At 44.6% G+C, this 17,327-nt stretch carries 11 protein-coding genes; 3 read left to right on the plus strand and 8 right to left on the minus strand.

Going from position 1 to position 17,327, the window contains the following annotated elements:
- Positions 1 to 102 precede the first annotated feature (102 nt).
- Positions 103 to 1,572: a CotH kinase family protein gene (locus Q8M62_RS05535; RefSeq protein ID WP_304899876.1), complete on the plus strand. Its 1,470-nt coding sequence runs from the start codon at positions 103 to 105 to the stop codon at positions 1,570 to 1,572.
- A gap of 49 nt (positions 1,573 to 1,621) precedes the next feature.
- Here Q8M62_RS05535 and Q8M62_RS05540 read toward each other — a convergent pair whose 3' ends face one another.
- Together Q8M62_RS05540 and Q8M62_RS05545 are read right to left on the minus strand one after the other, a co-directional pair.
- Entirely contained in the window at positions 1,622 to 2,503 is an 882-nt protein-coding gene (locus tag Q8M62_RS05540; RefSeq protein WP_304899875.1) for a PIG-L deacetylase family protein, read from the minus strand.
- Between the two features lie 399 nt (positions 2,504 to 2,902).
- Positions 2,903 to 4,246, minus strand: coding sequence for a Gfo/Idh/MocA family protein (locus tag Q8M62_RS05545; RefSeq protein WP_304899874.1), 1,344 nt, complete (start codon positions 4,244 to 4,246; stop codon positions 2,903 to 2,905).
- A 454-nt stretch (positions 4,247 to 4,700) separates the two neighbouring features.
- Between Q8M62_RS05545 and Q8M62_RS05550 the strand changes: the two genes are divergently transcribed.
- Entirely contained in the window at positions 4,701 to 6,260 is a 1,560-nt protein-coding gene (locus Q8M62_RS05550; protein WP_304899873.1) for an arylsulfatase, read from the plus strand.
- Between the two features lie 404 nt (positions 6,261 to 6,664).
- On the opposite strand, the gene Q8M62_RS05555 is transcribed toward Q8M62_RS05550, so the two are convergent.
- The 3 genes from Q8M62_RS05555 to Q8M62_RS05565 all read right to left on the minus strand — a co-directional run bounded on the left by Q8M62_RS05555 (position 6,665) and on the right by Q8M62_RS05565 (position 12,109).
- Positions 6,665 to 8,260 (minus strand): sulfatase, encoded by a 1,596-nt coding sequence (locus tag Q8M62_RS05555; protein ID WP_304899872.1) that lies wholly within the window; start codon positions 8,258 to 8,260, stop codon positions 6,665 to 6,667.
- A 60-nt stretch (positions 8,261 to 8,320) separates the two neighbouring features.
- The gene (locus Q8M62_RS05560) at positions 8,321 to 9,721 is read right to left on the minus strand and encodes an aminopeptidase P family protein (RefSeq protein WP_304899871.1); all 1,401 of its coding nucleotides are present in this window, start codon (positions 9,719 to 9,721) and stop codon (positions 8,321 to 8,323) included.
- A 165-nt stretch (positions 9,722 to 9,886) separates the two neighbouring features.
- Entirely contained in the window at positions 9,887 to 12,109 is a 2,223-nt protein-coding gene (locus Q8M62_RS05565) for a DPP IV N-terminal domain-containing protein (protein ID WP_304899870.1), read from the minus strand.
- Between the two features lie 290 nt (positions 12,110 to 12,399).
- On the opposite strand from Q8M62_RS05565, the gene Q8M62_RS05570 reads away from it, so the two are divergent.
- Positions 12,400 to 13,968: an L-serine ammonia-lyase, iron-sulfur-dependent, subunit alpha gene (locus tag Q8M62_RS05570; protein ID WP_304899869.1), complete on the plus strand. Its 1,569-nt coding sequence runs from the start codon at positions 12,400 to 12,402 to the stop codon at positions 13,966 to 13,968.
- A 370-nt stretch (positions 13,969 to 14,338) separates the two neighbouring features.
- Here Q8M62_RS05570 and Q8M62_RS05575 read toward each other — a convergent pair whose 3' ends face one another.
- The 3 genes from Q8M62_RS05575 to Q8M62_RS05585 all read right to left on the minus strand — a co-directional run bounded on the left by Q8M62_RS05575 (position 14,339) and on the right by Q8M62_RS05585 (position 17,287).
- Positions 14,339 to 14,782, minus strand: coding sequence for a putative toxin-antitoxin system toxin component, PIN family (locus tag Q8M62_RS05575; RefSeq protein ID WP_305668051.1), 444 nt, complete (start codon positions 14,780 to 14,782; stop codon positions 14,339 to 14,341).
- Complete coding sequence (locus Q8M62_RS05580) at positions 14,779 to 14,991, minus strand: hypothetical protein (protein ID WP_092735080.1); 213 nt, start codon at positions 14,989 to 14,991, stop codon at positions 14,779 to 14,781. Before Q8M62_RS05580 ends, Q8M62_RS05575 begins: the two co-directional genes overlap by 4 nt.
- Positions 14,992 to 15,118: 127 nt before the next feature.
- A complete protein-coding gene (locus Q8M62_RS05585) occupies positions 15,119 to 17,287 on the minus strand; it encodes a TIM-barrel domain-containing protein (RefSeq protein ID WP_304902467.1) in 2,169 nt (722 codons plus the stop codon).
- Positions 17,288 to 17,327: the final 40 nt, after the last annotated feature.

The following is a 17,327-nucleotide window of genomic DNA, read 5'->3' on the forward strand; positions in this document are numbered from 1 at the left end:
GAATGCTTCGTTTCCAAAATAACTCAGGGATTTTTGAAAAGTCAAAGTCTATTCCCTGCCTCATTGCCTAAGAAGTTTTAATTTTCCCGAAACAATAAATCCATGCGTAAGAAAAGTTCGCTTCATTCCTCTTATTGGCTGATTTGGCTAGTTTCACTTTTGCTTTTTGTCAATTGTAAAGAGCCATTTGAACAGCCTGTATCAAAAGGTGATGATGGACAGCTGTTCGCGATTGATACCGAGCAAAGTGAGTTGCCCTATTTGGTGATTGACACCCGAGGTGCTGAGATTCCCTACGAGCCGGGGGTGCTGGCTACGATGAAAATCTATCAACGCAAAAAACTGGTTCAGGAGCAAAAGATTGACATTGAGTTCAGGGGAAAGACCTCATTTCGGCTTTCGGACAAAAGGGGGTTCAATTTAGAAACGGTGGATGCCTCAGGAGAAGGGATGGATGTTTCATTTTTCGGTATGCCGGAGGAGGAGGATTGGAGACTGATCGGACATGTGGTCAATCTCAAGGATAAATACATTTGGGATAAATCATTGATTTATAATTCTGTCGCCTATGAGCTAAGCAGGAAAATCGGAAAGTATGCCAGCCGCGGCAAGTTTGTAGAAGTGGAGGTAAATGGAGAATACCTTGGGCTCTATTTTTTCTGTGAAAAGCTGAAACGGGATTCCAATCGGATCGATATCAAATCCCTGAATGCCACAGCAACAAATCTGACAGGGGGCTACATTCTCAAAATAGATAAAAGCGATGCAGGACCGGAACATGACGGGAAGCCTCTGTCTTACTTCATGAGCAATTGGAATGACGATGCGCGATACACCTCGCAAAACAGTTTTAGAAGTGCTTTTGATATTTTTGGGAAACCGCTCAGTTTTCCGGCCTTTCAGCCCCCTTATCATCCACAGCAATTTTTGGAGACTTATTTCAATTACGAATATCCCAAAGCTGAAAACATTACCCCTGCCCAAAAAACCTTTATTTCAAATTACATTTTAGACTTTGAAAAGGCATTGTTGGCTGACGATTTCGGAACCGAGGCACGGACCTATACCCAATTTATCGATGTAAGATCTTTCGTAGACTATTTCATCATCAATGAGCTCTGTCGCAATGTCGACGCCTATCGCATCAGTACTTTTCTACAAAAAGACAGAGACGGAAAGCTTGCCATGGGACCTGTATGGGATTTTAACATCGGCTTTGATGAGGCAAAGCGAATTCCCGATACAGATTTTGTGATCAATTATAATGACTATGTCAAAAATGACCCCTGGATGGTTCCCTTTTGGTGGGACAGGCTTTTGGCAGATCCCCAGTTTAAGAGAGCGGTGAAAGAGAGATGGACAGCTCTGAGAAAAAGTGAATTGAGTACTGCTACGCTCACATCCACTGTGGATGAAATGGTTGCCTTATTACAGAAAAACGGTGCGGTGAAGCGCAACTATGCAAAATGGGACCAAGGAATCGGAGTCAACTATGATCAGTCCATTCAGAGCCTTAAACAATTCCTCATTAATCGATCATCCTGGATGGATGGGCAGATTGGAGGGTGGTGAGGATTGCCCATTGAAAATTGCTCATTGAGAATTGAACATTGTCCATTGCTCATTGAGAATTGATCAACATCGGAAATAGTCGCTTGATTTCTTCTTTGCTCGGCTGAGTTCCGTATTCACAGATTTCAAAAGCCTCGGCAAACTTCACCTTTGAGGATCTCTCTTTCCCATACCATTCTTCCAAAGCCTTCATCACACTTGGATTCGGTGCTGAAGTTCGCTTGGATTTCAGCCATGATTTGCGTTCAGCCGCTCCGGTAGGGATGACATCGGGATCATTGGCGATCCATGGAAGCCACTCGTAAAACTGCGAAACGTGGGCATCCAAGGCATCAATTTTTTTGTCAATCACAGAAGTGATGTCGATGGCAATGTGGGGATGGAAGGGGTTGGGTTTTTGAAAATTATCCTGATAGTACAGGAAAACGGGGTTTTTGCGAAGGGGAGGAGTATCTGCCGCGATGTTGGGCACGCCCACCATAAATGCGGCATCCTGCACCAGAATCCCGGTATAGCGGTGATCGGGGTGGTAGTCATTGGATCGGTGCGAAATCACCACGTCGGCATCCCATTCCCGGATTTTCCGGATCACATCCAGGCGGATTTCCAAAGTGGGCAGGAGTTCGCCGTCATGGTTGTCCAGGACATCATAGGTGATGCCCAATCGCTTGGCCACTTCTTGGGTTTCTGCGTAGCGTCGCTTGGCGAGCATTCCGCCTCCCATTTCCATATGTCCGGCATCGCCATTGGTAACAGAGAGGAATTTGACTTTATGCCCCATTTCTGTAAAAAGCGCTGCAGTACCTCCACCCTTGATGTCGCAATCATCCGGATGTGCGCCGATAAAGAGGATTCGAAGCGGCTTTTCTTGGGAAAAAGCAAGGGAAAAACAGAATGAAAGAAGGACGGTAAAGAGGAAGATCTTTTTCATAGGAAATTCTGAGGCAGAAAGTAGATTAAGTAAGTTATCGACTAACTGGGTAACTGGCAAATTGAATAAGTCACTTAAATAGAGATTTAAAGTTTTTGACTGCTTTTGTAACTGATTAATCGAACTCAGCTTTTTAACCTCTTGGCCTATTCAAAGGGACATTATAAAATATCGCGAAAAGTCCTCCCAAAGAACTTCTAGTAGCTTTGGTTAAGGAAATAGGGAATGCATTGTAAATGCGAGCCTGTTACATGGTTAGATAAAAAAAAAACCTGTCCATTCCGGCAGGTTTTTTTAATAAATAGTTTGGAAAATTCTTTTAAAAAACTATCCCATCAGGAGGGTCCATACTCACGAAATCGACTTTGATCAAGGAGTTACCTTATCCAATTTTGGCCTTTAAACCACATCAGGAACCTCAAATCCTTTTCTGTAATTACGGGTCAACATTTTGTCTGCTTCAGGGTCGTTTACAAACTTTTCAGTTTTTGGATCGAAATGCAGCGTTCGGTCCAATTGATAAGAAATATTGCCTAAGTGGGCCAAGGCGGAAGACAGGTGGGCTGTTTCCACCGGGCCATTGAGAATGGAACTGTCACGTTTACGGACTGCTTCAATGAAATTTTCGAAGTGGCCGTCTGTTCCACCAAGTCCTCGATCCATCTCACTGCCGGCGGCTCCGCCATCGCTGCCCGATTTTCCGGGAGTTCTGTCTTTTCCGAGGAAGGATTGGTATTTATCATACCCATCGACCACGATATATCCTTTGTCTCCATAGAAAATATTCCCCACTCCAACCCCATCTTCGTTGTTGGTGTACCAGGGTCTTACCTCAAACTGTATGATTTTTTCCTCTTCAGGATAATGATAGATTGAGGTCAACACCTCAGGAGTTTCCTTGCAGTCTTTCCAAAGGAATTTACCTCCCATTGAGGTGATTTTACTTGGCAAGCCTACATCCAATCCCCACTGACAAAGGTCAGTTTCGTGGATACCCTGGTTTCCGACGTCCCCGTTTCCATAATCCCAATGCCAATGCCAGTTGTAGTGCACCAAGTTCTCTGTAAAGGGACGCATAGGTGCCGGGCCAGTCCAAAGGTCATAATCCAATTCCTTAGGCACAGGGGAGAGCCCTTTGTCTCCAATGTCTCCTCTCATTCTGAACACCAGTCCACGGGCCATGTACACCTTGCCGATATAGCCATCCCGCATGAGTTGGATAGCTTCCTGTACCGCTGGAGAACTTCTCAACTGTACCCCATGCTGGACGATACGCTTGTATTTATGCGCAGCCTCGATCATTTTTCTTCCTTCTGCGATATTATGTGAACCAGGTTTTTCTACATAGACATCCTTTCCGGCCTGACAGGCCCAGATGGTAGCCAAGGAATGCCAGTGGTTAGGCATGGCAATGCTGATCACATCGATATCCTTATTGTCGAGAACTTTGCGGATGTCCTGCTCCAATGCCACATCGGAATTATACTTTTCCTTAAAACTTTTCTGCCGCGCTTGGAGCAGCCTCATGTCCGGGTCGCAAAGTGTAGTCACTTGGACATTTTTTTGCACCATTAGACTGGAGATGTGCGATTTCCCTCTTCCATTCACGCCCAGCACGGCAGCATTAATTCTGTCATTGGCACCGAAAGCCGTTGACGGGATGATGGTGGGTGCAAAAATTGCCGCTGCACCGGCCAGGGTGGATTTTTTGATGAAGGTTCTTCGGGATGGATTTTTTGCCATGTTCTTATCTTGGTTTTTGGGTTGTTAATTTTTTCGAAATTTTCTCAGGGGCGGACTAGGCTTTTCGCTCAGGTTACCGGCACTGATTTATTTTCTTTAGGCGACTTATGCTGCCCATTGAAGTTAAATTTTAATTTTCTAAAGATTCACAATTAAATAATTAGCGTTCAAAGTATTAACTCAATCGATTTCGGAGCTTTCGGCAGCCAAACTCAGCAGGCTAGCTTTAACTATCCCCTTTTCCCAGTTTGAAATCTAAAAGTGAAAACAAGTATCGATAGGCTTTTCTTTGATGTCTTGGGTCTGATCTAAGGACTGGTACTTAGCCTTTTTTTGGAGATATATTCTTGGTTCAATCAATAGTCCTGAAAGACAGGTTTGCATCTAATCAGTAAAAAACTCCTTGCCTGAGCTGAATTTAAGCCTTAATATCACTGCTTAAGCGGCACATTCTATGAAAAGAAGTTTCAGGTTTTTTGCAGTGATATTCCTGGCAGTTGGGCTGGCCCAAGTCTGTTTTGGCCAAAAGAAAGCGGTTTCAGAAAAGTCGCCTAATATTATAATAATCCTTGCCGATGACATGGGTTACGGGGATATCAGCGCCTTAAATCCTGACTCCAAGATTCGAACACCCTCGCTCGACAAGCTGGTACAACAAGGAATTTCCTTTACCAATGCCCATTCAAGTGCATCCGTTTGTACGCCTTCTCGGTATGGATTGCTGACAGGACGCTATGCTTTCAGATCAAAAACAGCTGCCTACGGAATCGGAGGATTCGATCGGCCGGTGATTGAAGCCGAAAGAGAGACCTTGGCTTCGACTCTTAAAAAATCCGGCTATGCGACTGCTGTCATTGGCAAATGGCACTTGGGGCTTGAGTGGCAAACCAAAGACGGCTTGCCAGCTAAGCTTGATCAAAAGACAGGATATTCGAATGTCGATTATTCCAAAGAAGTCAAGAAAGGTCCCAACAATGTTGGATTTGATTACTCCTTCATTCATCCCGCCTCCCTGGATATTCCGCCTTATGTTTTTCTCAGAAATCATAAAGTAATTGATCCGGACATCGTGCTTACCACATCGGTCTATCCAGCCAGAAAAGAAAGTACCCTGTATGCATGGGACAAAAAGCATACGGATAGCTTAGCGGTATATTGGGAGAAGGGAGTCTGGTGGAGACAGGGAGAAATGTCCAAATCATTCCGAATAGAAACCTGCCAATCTACCATTGTCAAAGAAGGAATCGCCTTTATCGACAGTCAGGTAAGCAAAAACGCCGCTCAGCCCTTTTTCCTATACCTGCCATTGACCGGGCCGCATACACCCTGGATGCCGGGGGATAAATTTAGAGGGAAATCGGATATCTGCTTGTATGGAGATTTCGTAATGGAAATCGATGATATCGTAGCCCAGATCAAGGAAACCTTAATTCGAAACCAAATCGATGAAAATACGCTCATCATCTTTGCCAGTGACAACGGGGCCTATTGGCCGGAGGAAGAAATTACCCTGCATAGGCATGACTCCAATTCAGGGACAAGAGGTCAAAAAGGCGATGTATGGGATGGAGGCCACCGGATTCCTTTGATTATGTCCTGGCCGGAGGTAATTCAAGGAAATGCTCAATATTCTCATTTACTGAGCCTGACTGATTTTTTTGCAACCCTGTCTGATTTGCTTGGGCTGGCATCATCCGAAAATCAGGGAAGAGACAGCGAGAGTTTTTCAAAGGTGTTTGATGCTGAGTGGGACAAGCCGCATCGCAATGCTATGGTTCATCACTCCTCCGGAAACCTGTATGGAATCCGAAGCGAAGGATGGAAATTCATCGAAGGCTTGGGTTCAGGTGGATTTACAGACCCTACCCGTATTACACCCCAAAGCGGAGGGCCAACCGGGCAACTTTATCGAATCGGTTCAGATCGGGAAGAACAGGAAAACCTTTTTCTAAGCTACCCTGAAAAAGTGGTTGAATTGAATGAATTATTAAATAAAATCAGGGAGAGGAACTGAATTTGGAGAGGGTAAGACCTGTCAGGTTTTTAAAACCTGACAGGTCTCAAATAGGCTATCGGAGAATTCCAATTTATGGGATTGGAATTTAGGATATAAGAATCTATTTAATGGATTTGAAAGGCAATAAATTCCCTCCAACTTCAGTTGGAGGATTAACAATTTTGGAGTACCAATCCGGCTTTAGCCAAATCATTTGCCCAGAAATACGACAAATATTTTTCGAGTTGGGCTAAAGCCCGATGGATATTGGAGACTTCTTTTCGGAATGGGCTAAAGCCACATTCCTATTCATGGTTTGGAAATGCTATAAACTCCCTGTCAATTGCTTTAAGAATATACAAATTATCATCAGGGCCAAATGTTAATTGGGAACGTGCATGATTCCGGATGCACAGATTATTTTATTTCGGAGAACCGCGTTTTTCCATGTAGGCATTGAAAAGGTCAATAAACTTTTGATCCATCTCATCCGAATCCCCATAGGAAGCGCGAACTTCTTTCAACTTCATATGCATTTCTTCACGAACTGCCGCATAGGAGGGATCGTCGTAAACATTATTCATCTCCTGTGGGTCTTTTTCCAGATCGTACATTTCCCATTCGTCGATGTCGTAGTAGAAGTGCATCAGTTTATAGCGTGCGGTACTGATTCCATAGTGTCTTTTCACCATGTGGACAGCAGGGTATTCGTAATAGGTGTAATAAACGGCATCTCTCCACTGATCCGAACTCCCATTGGACAGGCTTCTGAATGATTCTCCCTGCATCGCTTCAGGCACTTTTACTCCCGCATAATCAAGAATGGTAGGAGCGAAGTCAAGGTTTTGAACGAGCTTGTCGATGCTGGTTCCGGGTTTGATTTCTTTGGGATAGCGTATCAAAAGCGGTGTGCGGAAGGACTCTTCATACATAAATCGCTTGTCAAACCAGCCATGCTCGCCGAGGTAAAAGCCCTGATCGGAGGTATAAATAATGATGGTGTTTTCAGCCAGTCCATTGGCTTCCAGGTAATCCAAGAGCTCACCCACTCCGTCATCCACGGACTTGATGGTTCTCAGGTAGTCTTTGATGTAGGTGTTAAACTTCCACAAAGCCAGGTCTTTTCCCTGCAAATTGGCTTTTAAGAAAGCCTGATTTTTTGGTTCGTAAGCAGCATCCCAATCCTTCAGTTGTTGTTCATTAAATCGACTCAGGTAGTTTTTCACCAATACAGTTGGCTTTCCCTCCGGATCTACTTTCAACTTAAAGTCGATCCCCCAGTCTGCATGCCCATCAATTTGCATTTCCTGCTCCTTTGCTGCCCGACCACGGTTGGAATAATCGTCAAAAAATGTACTTGGCGGGGTGAACGTTTTATCGTCGTAAAGTGTCAGGTATTCCGGTGCAGGTTGCCAGTTGCGGTGGGGAGCTTTTTGGTTGTAAACAAGCAAAAATGGCTTGTCTTTGTCCCGTACTTCTTCCAGCCATTTCAGCGCATACTTGGTCGTGATGTCGGTCACGTATCCTTCGAAACGCTTCATTTCACCGTTGACGATGAAATCCGGATTGTAATAATCGCCTTGCCCGGGTAAAACCATGGAATGATCAAATCCTTGCGGAAGGCCGTCCAGGTGAATTTTCCCGATCATAGCAGTCGTATATCCCGCTTTTTGGAGCAGCTTGGCGAAGTTGTCCTGATCCCAGTCAAAGGGCTGGATATTGTCCACTTTGCCATTGATGAAGCTGTGCTTGCCGGTCAGCACTACGGCACGACTGGGTGCGCAGATCGAATTGGTGACTGTAGCCCGGGTAAAGATGGCCCCTTCTTTTGCCAATCGGTCAATGTTTGGGGTTTCGTTAAGCCCATGACCATAAGCACTGATCGCCTGATAGGCATGGTCATCGCTCATCATGAAGATGATGTTGGGTCTTTTTGCTTCGTTTTGAGCGATACCCTCGAAAGGGGTAAATGCTGTTATGAAAAAAAATAAAGCTGCAGTTAATCTGGTTCTATTCATGTTGATTTTGCAATGGATTTTAGTAACGAATTGGTTCTGGGTTCTTTTTGAAGTAGAAAATCAAAAGCTTGATTTTCCATTCCTGACACCTTCCACAGCCTTGATTTCTATTTCCAGGGGATCGCCCAAGAGCATTGATCCTGTTTCGGTAATGACATAGGCATCTTCGACCCGAATCCCCCCGAAATTACGGTAGTGCGCCACTCTTTCATAGTCAATGTATTCACTGTGTAATTTTTTGGCCTGCCACTGATCGATCAGTTGGGGGATAAAATAGAGCCCGGGTTCTATGGTAAGCACAAAACCTTTTTCCAGTTCTCTTCCCAAACGAAGTGACTTCAGTCCAAATTGGGTGCTTTTTTTGAGCTCCTCGGTATATCCCACGTATTCTTCACCCAAATCCTCCATATCATGAACATCCAAGCCCATCATGTGACCCAATCCGCACTGAAAAAACAAGGCATGTGCACCCTGACTTACCGCATCATCGAGATTTCCTTTCATCAGCCCCAAGTCTTTAAGGCCCTCTGCCAGTTTTCTGCATGCCAAAAGGTGAACTTCCTTAAACCGTATCCCGGGTTTTAATGCGGCAACTGCGACATGATAGGCATGGAGTACGATTTGATAGACCTCTCGCTGCCTGTCCGTAAATTTTGATCCCACAGGGCTAGTCCGGGTAATGTCACCTGCATAATGCATCCCTGACTCGGCTCCAAAATCTCCCAAGAGCATTTTTCCCTCTACCAGCGTATTGGAATAGTTATGGTTGTGGAGGATTTGCCCGTCTATGGTAATGATAGGTGGAAAGGATACGCTGCCCCCCAAGGAAAGGGCCTGACCTGTCACCAAGCCAAGAAGCTCGTATTCCTTCATTCCCGGTTTGGCTTCAAGCATCAATTTTTTGTGCATGCTGACGCTGATGTTCACCGCTTTGGTCAACTCTTGGATTTCTTCTTTTGACTTGATTGATCTCAGGGAAACAACGGCCTTGATGAAGTCCACTGAGACCTGCGACTGAATTTCTGCCAGTGATTTTTTCAGCCATTCGGCAAGTTTTTGGGAATTTTCCGGGCGATAAGGAGGCAGGAAATGGACACGCTGATTAACCGCTGAAGCCAAAAAATGCTCGATTTCGTTTTTTGGCCTGGTTATTCCGACACCAACATTCGTTGCCAGATCCGAAAGCGGCGGATGCGATCCCTGCCAAATCGTTTCCACCACCGTCAGATTGTCCCCGAAAATGATCTCCGAATCCCTGTCAATGTCGATCACTGCAGCGAGTCCAGGTATATTCAAACCAAAGAAATAAAGGAAGGTACTGTCCTGCCTGAACGGATACCAGTTGTCTTTGAAGTTGACGCTGCTTTCTTCATTTCCTAAAAAAAGCAGGACTCCTGATCCCACTTTTTCTTTCAATAGCTTCCTTCGTGAGGTATAAGTTTCTTTTGAAAAGGTTTTCATGATTAGTTTAATTTTCTGTCCCCCTTTTAGCACAACCCATAGAATACAAGGTTTGAGATTTATTGCAACAAGCTGTCGACTGTTGACAGTCGTCTGTCGACGATTATCCGCTACTTTTCAAGTTCATTTAAGCTGGCCGGTAGAATAGCGGATAATCAATTAATCTTATCTCCCTCCTGCAGGCAGACTCCTCAACCAAAAGTTTGTCATGGTCTCGCGCAGGTGGAGCGAGGTATTTTCCCGTTCGTTGATACCATGGGCACGCATGGGGTAAGACATCATGGAAAATTGTTTGTTGTATTTGATCAATTTGTCCACCAGCATTTCAAAACTTTGGTAGTGCACATTGTCGTCGGCCGTGCCGTGGATGATCATGAGCTCTCCCTGTAAGTTTTCTGCATAGGTGATCGGTGAGCCATCGATATAGCCTTTCTGATTATCTTCCAAAAGACCCATGTATCGCTCCTGATAGGTGGCATCGTAGAGTCGTTGATCCGAGACAAAAGCCAAGGCCAATCCGGCTTTGTAGATTTCTGGAAACCGGAACATCAAGTTGAGTGTCATTTGTCCACCACCACTCCAGCCCCAAGAACCTACACGAGAGGGATCTATGAAATCATAGGTTTTGAGGATTTTTTCTACTGTAGCCTTTTGATCAAAAGAGGCCAAAATCCCGATCTGACCATAGATGGATTTGCGCCATTCTCTTCCTCTCGGAGTTTTGGTGCCACGGTTATCGATGCTGATGACCACATAGCCCAGCCGCGCCATGTAATGATGCCACAAGTCTCCATCCGCCCAATTATCCTGAACAGTGGAACTTGCAGGTTCCCCGTAAACGTAAGCCAAGAGCGGGTATTTTTTCGAAGGATCAAAGTCCTTGGGCTTGATCATCCAGGCATCCAAAACCACCTCGCCAATGTCCACTTTGATAAACTCCTTTGGATTCAGTTCCAAAGCCGAATGCTTGGCTTTTAAGGCTCGATTGTCTTCCAAAACCCGAACGGATTCGTGCTTGGGTAGGCTAATTAGGGAATAGACTGGAGGAGTCGTGGTATTTTGGAAGGTGTGGATTGCAAATTTTGAATCCGTAGAAATCTGATAAGCATTTTGTCCTGAGAGGTTCATCGGCGTAATCCGCTCAGCTTTTCCTTTTTTGGTGAGCGAACTGCGATAGAGGTAGCGTTGGGTGAAGTTGTCGGGTGAGGCGATGTAATACACAAAGCCATTGGCAGGATCGATGTGGCTGATGCGCTCCACGTCAAAATCCTCTTCGGTAATTAATTGAGAGGTTTTGCCATTTCTGGAAACTTTATACAAGTGCATCCATCCGTCTCGCTCACTTGTCCATGTAAAAAATTTCTCTCCTTCCAGCCAACGGATATTGTCATGTAAATCCAAAAAGGCCTCGTCTTCATCGACCAGGATTTTTGACAATGCCATGGTTTGGATATTTGCAGTCCATACGGTGTTGGTGTTTTGGCGTCTGTTTAGCTGCTGTACCATCACCTCTTGGGAATTGGGAATAAATTCCATCCGAGCCAGGTAATTATTTCTGGGATCGCCCGGGAAATCAAACCATTTGGTCTGTCCTCCTTCACTGGAGACTACCCCGATTTTCACGGCGGAGAGTGTATGGCCGACTTTGGGATAAGGCAAAGGAATGGGCTTGGAGTAAATAGAATCCAAGTTATTGATCAGGTAAAAAGTGCCCACACCTTTGGTGTCAGACTGCCAATAGGCGATGTTTTTTCCGTCGGGGCTCCATCTGAACCCATCCCTACATTCTAATTCCTCTTCGTAAACCCAATCAAAGGTGCCATTGATGATGTCCTTATCTCCATCCAAGGTGATTTGGTTGATTTTACCTGATTCGAGAGATTCCACAAAGATGTTGTTCTGACTTACATAGGCCACTCGGCTCGCATCAGGAGAAAACTTGGCAAACATCAACGTAGTAGCGGGGAGGACTTTTCCCAGCTGACTCAGTTTGCGGGTTTTTAAATCCAAGACCCAATAATCTCCCCGGGTATGATAGCGCCAAACCTTTCTGGTATTGGTGAAAACAAGCAACTTGCTGTTGTCCTCAGACCAATGGTAATCTGCGACGGATAAGGGTTTGCCTTGTCCCACAGGCACCAATTCCTCAGCCGAAATCAGGATGGATCGCTTTCCGGAAAGTGCATCGTATCGGACAATATCGTCCCCTTCGAGTTGGGCGCTTTTTTCTATGCTTGAATAGCCCTGCCCGTCTTTCATCCATCGGATTGGACCAAAGCGATTCTGTCTGTAGACCCCATTTTTATAAATGTCGGGAAGTGTTAGTTCGGATTGAGAAAAAACTTCAGCTCCGAAAATTATTAAAAAAGCAAAAACTATATACCTCATTATTTTTTAGTTTAATTGATCAAGATCCGATTTTCTTTTGCCCAGTCAGGAATTCAACGCTACGGGAGTTCTTGTTTTAATAATACCAATAATCGGTGTAATCCTAACAAGCCTAGACAGATTTCAAATTGGAAAAATAAAATCAGATAAGCCCGACAATGCTCATTATATCGGGAAGATTTAAAAAAATAAAGCCTTGGTTTTGAGGATAATAGACTTATTTGGCCATATTTAGTAAAGTGAAGTAATTCCTTTTAAATTTATTTCTGTGTCTTTAAGAAAATAATCCAATGAGTTATCCAAGCATTTTCAACGATGTAATCGGCCCGGTGATGCGGGGTCCTTCGAGTTCCCATTGTGCTGCATCTCTTAGAATCGGCAGGATTTGCCATGATCTGATGGGGGGTAGCATCTCGGAAATTTTGATCGAGTTTGATCCCAACGGTTCTTTGGCCACCACGCACAAGGAGCAGGGTTCAGACATGGGATTGTTCGGAGGATTTTTGGGATGGGAGGCTTATGACGAGCGCTTGGTCAATTCCGAGATGCACATCGGTGCGGCGGGTATTCAGGTAAAAATCGAGATCAAAGACATTCAGGCAGAACATCCGAATACGTATCAAATTACCTTAAAAAATCCCAGGGAAACGCATCAGGTCATTGCCATTTCTACCGGTGGAGGGATGATAGAAGTCATTGAAATTGATGGAGAAAAGGTGTCAGTGGCCGGAGATTGTTTCCTTACCCTGATTTATGCAGCAGATCTTCAAAAACCGGAAAGTTACTTCCAACAATCCGGCTTGTCGGATGAGGTGGAAATTCATACAGCGGAAGGCAGTTTTTTGGCCATCAAATCCCAGGATTTTTTAGATGAAACGCTGATTGAGGAACTTAAGTCACTAGACGGAGTGTCCCAAATCAAGCAAATCAGGCCGGTGTTACCTGTGCTTACAGGTAAAAATCAGACCGTCCCATTCATTACCTGTGAGGAGATGCTTGCTTACAATCAGGACAAGAATTTGAGTTTGTGGGAATTGGCTGTGCGGTATGAAAGCATTCGGGGTAATATCACCTCCGTGGAAGTACTTGCCAAAATGGAGGAAATCAGAATCATTCTCAAAAATGCAGTCGAGACTGGTTTGAAAGGAACGAAATTCGAAGACCGAATATTGGGCCCACAATCTGTGAAATTCAAGTCCATGATGGAGGATCGGAAACTGATCACTGGGGATGTCTTGAACCGGATCATCATGTACGTATCGGCTATCATGGAGGTCAAGAGTTCCATGGGTGTGATCGTGGCAGCACCGACTGCGGGTTCTTGCGGAGCGATGCCCGGAGCAGTGTTGGGCGTAGTAGATTCCTTGATATTGTCAGATGAAGAGGCGGTCAAAGCCTTAATGATTGCAGGTTTGATCGGAGTCTTCATCGCGGCTCATTCCACCTTTGCAGCTGAAGTGGGAGGTTGTCAGGCAGAATGCGGTTCCGGTGCTACCATGGCTGCAGCTGCCATTGTTCACTTGGCAGGAGGCAATTTGAATCAAAGCATTTCTGCGGCTTCCATGGCTTTGCAGAGTTCTTTGGGAATGATCTGTGACCCCATTGGGAATCGGGTAGAGGCACCTTGCCTCAACAGAAATGTAATGGCCGCCTCCAATGCACTATCCTGTGCCAATATGGCCCTGGCAGATTACGACCATTTGATCCCTTTGGATGAAGTTATTGAGACCATGTACGAGGTAGGAAAAAGTATCCCCAACACCTTGCGATGCACCAACTTGGGAGGATTATCAATTACCAAGACTGCGAAAGAAATCGAAGCTCGGCTTACGCAGAAGCATTTTTATAAGAGTTGTTGATTCTAATTTTAAAGAATTCCGGTCTGTGAAGACACAGACCGGGGCTTATTTTTTATCTGATTGAAAATCCTACCATGGTGCCTTGGAATCCATATACCGCGGACTTGTGGAACTGGATAATTTAATAGGAATGGCGCTTTAGCCCATTCCTACAAGGCATTATTTTTATTGGCGGGCTTTAGCCCAAAAGTTAGAATTTCCGGTCTGTGAAGACACAGACCAGAGCTTTGGAATTGCTAGGGCATGCTAAAATTTCAATCATTTTGGGGTAGTTTAGCGCCTCTTTTTGGAATGGGCTAAAGCCACATTCCTATTGAAAATTCTATAATATGACCTCGGAATTGCAATTCCAGAACCCTTGCTTAAACTGTCAATATGTCCACTTCTGCATAAATGTTCCGAAGTTCTTGGGATGGATAATATTGAGTTTTGGGAATTTCAGATCGATGAAAATTTGATGATGCTTGTCAAAGGTGAGTAACCCATCCGCAGATGCAGAAATTGCTAAATCTGAGAATTTGTTGTCATCAGGATCGTCTTGTATAATGCCCCAACGGTAAAAGGGTTCGGAAAAAATCACGTTTGTTGCAGTGCACAAAATATCGAACACCAAATTTGCAGTCGTTTCGGAATAGAAATCCGTTAATTTTTCGGCATACTCTGCGAGTATCTCCGTACTGACTATCCAATCAAAGGATTTTCGTTCAAAAGCGGTATAAATGGCAAACTCGGGATTTTTCCTATTTAGCGTGGTGATGAGCACATTGGTATCCACCACCAATTTGGGTTTAGGTTTCTCAATCACTTCACTCACTTTTCTCTGAGTTGATCGTAATTCTTTTGAGAAATCTTTTTTTGAGATACCATTTGGTCAACTTCAGATTTCAATTTTTGAGAATAATGATTGGTGAGTAGATCCCTTATCTCCACAGATTCTTCATAACTCATCTCCCTATTGAACATGCGCAAGAGGCTCAGCTGAACATCATTTAATCCTCTATTTTCTTTGTCTACAGTATCCATTAGTTCTTTTAGAAAGTGTTGATCAAAGTTAACTCAACTGCATTAGATGTCAAAATCAGGAATTTAGCTAGTCAATATTGATTTGGCATACTATTAAATTCCCTCCTGCTTTAGCTGGGGGGAGAAATTATTGCGGCACCTTCATCCATCGCCAAACAATAGTTCCGTAGCTGGACTTGTGGCTTTTCAAGGTTTTGGAGATTCCGCTTAATTGGCCTTTTCGGTCCCGGGTAGTTTTGAGTTCAATTAGGGAAAATTCCCCGCGCTCATAGTCATAGCTGACACCGTCATCATTGTATAATAAGAAGGTATTTTCCTTGGAACCGTACAGTCTGACTTCTAACGTTTGATCCGACTTTTTATCTAGTGTTGTCAACATGGGGATGATTCCTCCATCTTTGACAAAAAGCGGGATTTCTTCGAGTTTAGTCTTGATGGTGATCGTCTCGCCATTGCCGGCATATTCCCCGGTGTAGAAATCATACCAATTTCCTTTTGGAAGTACAACTGATCGCTCCACTTGACCGGTAAATACCGGGGCGACAAGTATCGATGGTCCCATCATGTATTGATCTGTTACCTCCAGCCTTTTTTGCTCTGCATAGGGATTTTTTGCATCATCCAATTCACCTCCGGTTAAGGTCTCCTGAGTGATGAACCCACTCTCCAACACCATGGCTCTGAATGGGGGAATTCCTTTTTGATTGTATTCATAAAAAGCGGTGTAGAGGTAGGGCAGGAGTTTCATTCGAAGCTCAATCGTATTTCTGACCAGGTCTGTGACTTCAGGGAAGCTCCATGGTTTTTTACCCGATGACCAGGCATTGAGCATCATAAGCGGAGAAAAACTAACCGTTTGAAATCTACGGATCCATTCCTCGGCAGAGTTTGCACTCCGAATTTCGGGCGTCCACAAAAGTCCTGACAGGGACGAATTGGCCAATGCGGTCACATAGCCTTCGTGATCATAATGATCGCTGTACAACACAAAATTATGATTGCTTGCCCCGATGTAAGCGGACCTGATCAGATTGTATGTTCGCTGATTCTGTTCTTTAAAATGACGGTCAAACATGTCCATCATCATCATGCCGTAGAGTTGTCGAATTTCAACCGCATCGTTTCCTGAAGGGAAAGTAGCATGGTCAGGCCAAAGCCAAACATCGTATCCATCCACCTCATCAAATTTGTACCCACTGACTCCGATGGACAAATGATTCTTTTGGTGGTGTTTCAGCAAGACTTGTTGCGCTTCGGGAATCGTATAATCCGGTACTTCCCCCAGCCAAACCGTGTGGCTGCCTGTAAAGGGACTGATGTCTTTGTACATAGTGGAGACAGGCGCGACATAGGGATTCTCCCATAGGTTGACTTTTATCCCTTTTTGATTCAAGGTCTGTACAAATTTTTCAGGATTCGGGAATCGTGTGCTGTCCCAATCGAAGGAACAGGGATAAGCAAAACTTTGCCAACCCGGTTCAAGTCCTATGACATCCAAAGGAAAATCTCTGTCTTCAAAATCCTGAATTTCCTGCAATACATCCTGGTCACTGCTTTTGGTATGCATTCTATGCCAGAATCCCAAGCCCCATTTGGGAGGGATAATTCCTCCTCCGAAAAACAGATTGTAGCGTTGAACCACCTCGAGGGTTGTTTTTCCGGCAAAGACATATATTTCCATTCCATCCCCTTCAACACTCGCTTCGACCGCATCAGACAGGGGACGGGCAGGCCAATTCTTTCCTGTGGTTCGGTCTATTCGTTCGGGAAGGGAACTGTCTTTCCGATTGCCCACACCCACATGGACTTTCACCCGTTTGGATGAATTTATCAAAACTCCATATCCTTCACTTGAAATGTAAAAGGGAACCGGTGCATGCGTATAGCCCTTGATCCCACCATAGTGATCGACTTTAAGCGTATAAACTTCCCTACGTCTGTTGATTCCTTCAAACTCCAGCCCTAAACCATAAATTTGTTCTGTTTCACGCAGAGGTAACCGGACATTTGCCCGATTTGGTGTCAGTAGGCTGCGGCTAGCATTTTGGTCAAAAGGAAATGGCGCATCTCCAAGCGCTTTGATTGCATCTATTTTGGGTTCATTTGCATAATCAATTGGATTCAATCCCATCTCTCCAAAACTTGCCTTCCAGATACCCGGCATCACCTTTTCCCATTTCAACTCCTCCATCTCTGAAATCAGGGTATTCTGTGCGAATCCATTTGAACAAATCAGAATAAGTAGCGGCAGCAGGAAGCAGGGTTTGAAAAGATGCTTTTTAGATTTTGTGTTCATGTGTTGGGTTATAAAATAGGAGTTCGGGGTCTCAAACTAG

This window comes from Algoriphagus sp. (genome assembly GCF_030694375.1).
Taxonomy (GTDB): Bacteria; Bacteroidota; Bacteroidia; order Cytophagales; family Cyclobacteriaceae; genus Algoriphagus.

What these genes read in the sequence shown, in the direction of transcription:
- Q8M62_RS05570 (WP_304899869.1), top strand. Translation starts at nt 12,400, where the DNA reads ATGAGTTATCCAAGCATTTTCAACGATGTAATCGGCCCGGTGATGCGG.
- Q8M62_RS05580 (WP_092735080.1), bottom strand. Translation starts at nt 14,991, where the DNA reads ATGGATACTGTAGACAAAGAAAATAGAGGATTAAATGATGTTCAGCTG.
- Q8M62_RS05560 (WP_304899871.1), bottom strand. Translation starts at nt 9,721, where the DNA reads ATGAAAACCTTTTCAAAAGAAACTTATACCTCACGAAGGAAGCTATTG.
- Q8M62_RS05555 (WP_304899872.1), bottom strand. Translation starts at nt 8,260, where the DNA reads ATGAATAGAACCAGATTAACTGCAGCTTTATTTTTTTTCATAACAGCA.
- Q8M62_RS05585 (WP_304902467.1), bottom strand. Translation starts at nt 17,287, where the DNA reads ATGAACACAAAATCTAAAAAGCATCTTTTCAAACCCTGCTTCCTGCTG.
- Q8M62_RS05545 (WP_304899874.1), bottom strand. Translation starts at nt 4,246, where the DNA reads ATGGCAAAAAATCCATCCCGAAGAACCTTCATCAAAAAATCCACCCTG.
- Q8M62_RS05540 (WP_304899875.1), bottom strand. Translation starts at nt 2,503, where the DNA reads ATGAAAAAGATCTTCCTCTTTACCGTCCTTCTTTCATTCTGTTTTTCC.
- Q8M62_RS05550 (WP_304899873.1), top strand. Translation starts at nt 4,701, where the DNA reads ATGAAAAGAAGTTTCAGGTTTTTTGCAGTGATATTCCTGGCAGTTGGG.
- Q8M62_RS05535 (WP_304899876.1), top strand. Translation starts at nt 103, where the DNA reads ATGCGTAAGAAAAGTTCGCTTCATTCCTCTTATTGGCTGATTTGGCTA.
- Q8M62_RS05565 (WP_304899870.1), bottom strand. Translation starts at nt 12,109, where the DNA reads ATGAGGTATATAGTTTTTGCTTTTTTAATAATTTTCGGAGCTGAAGTT.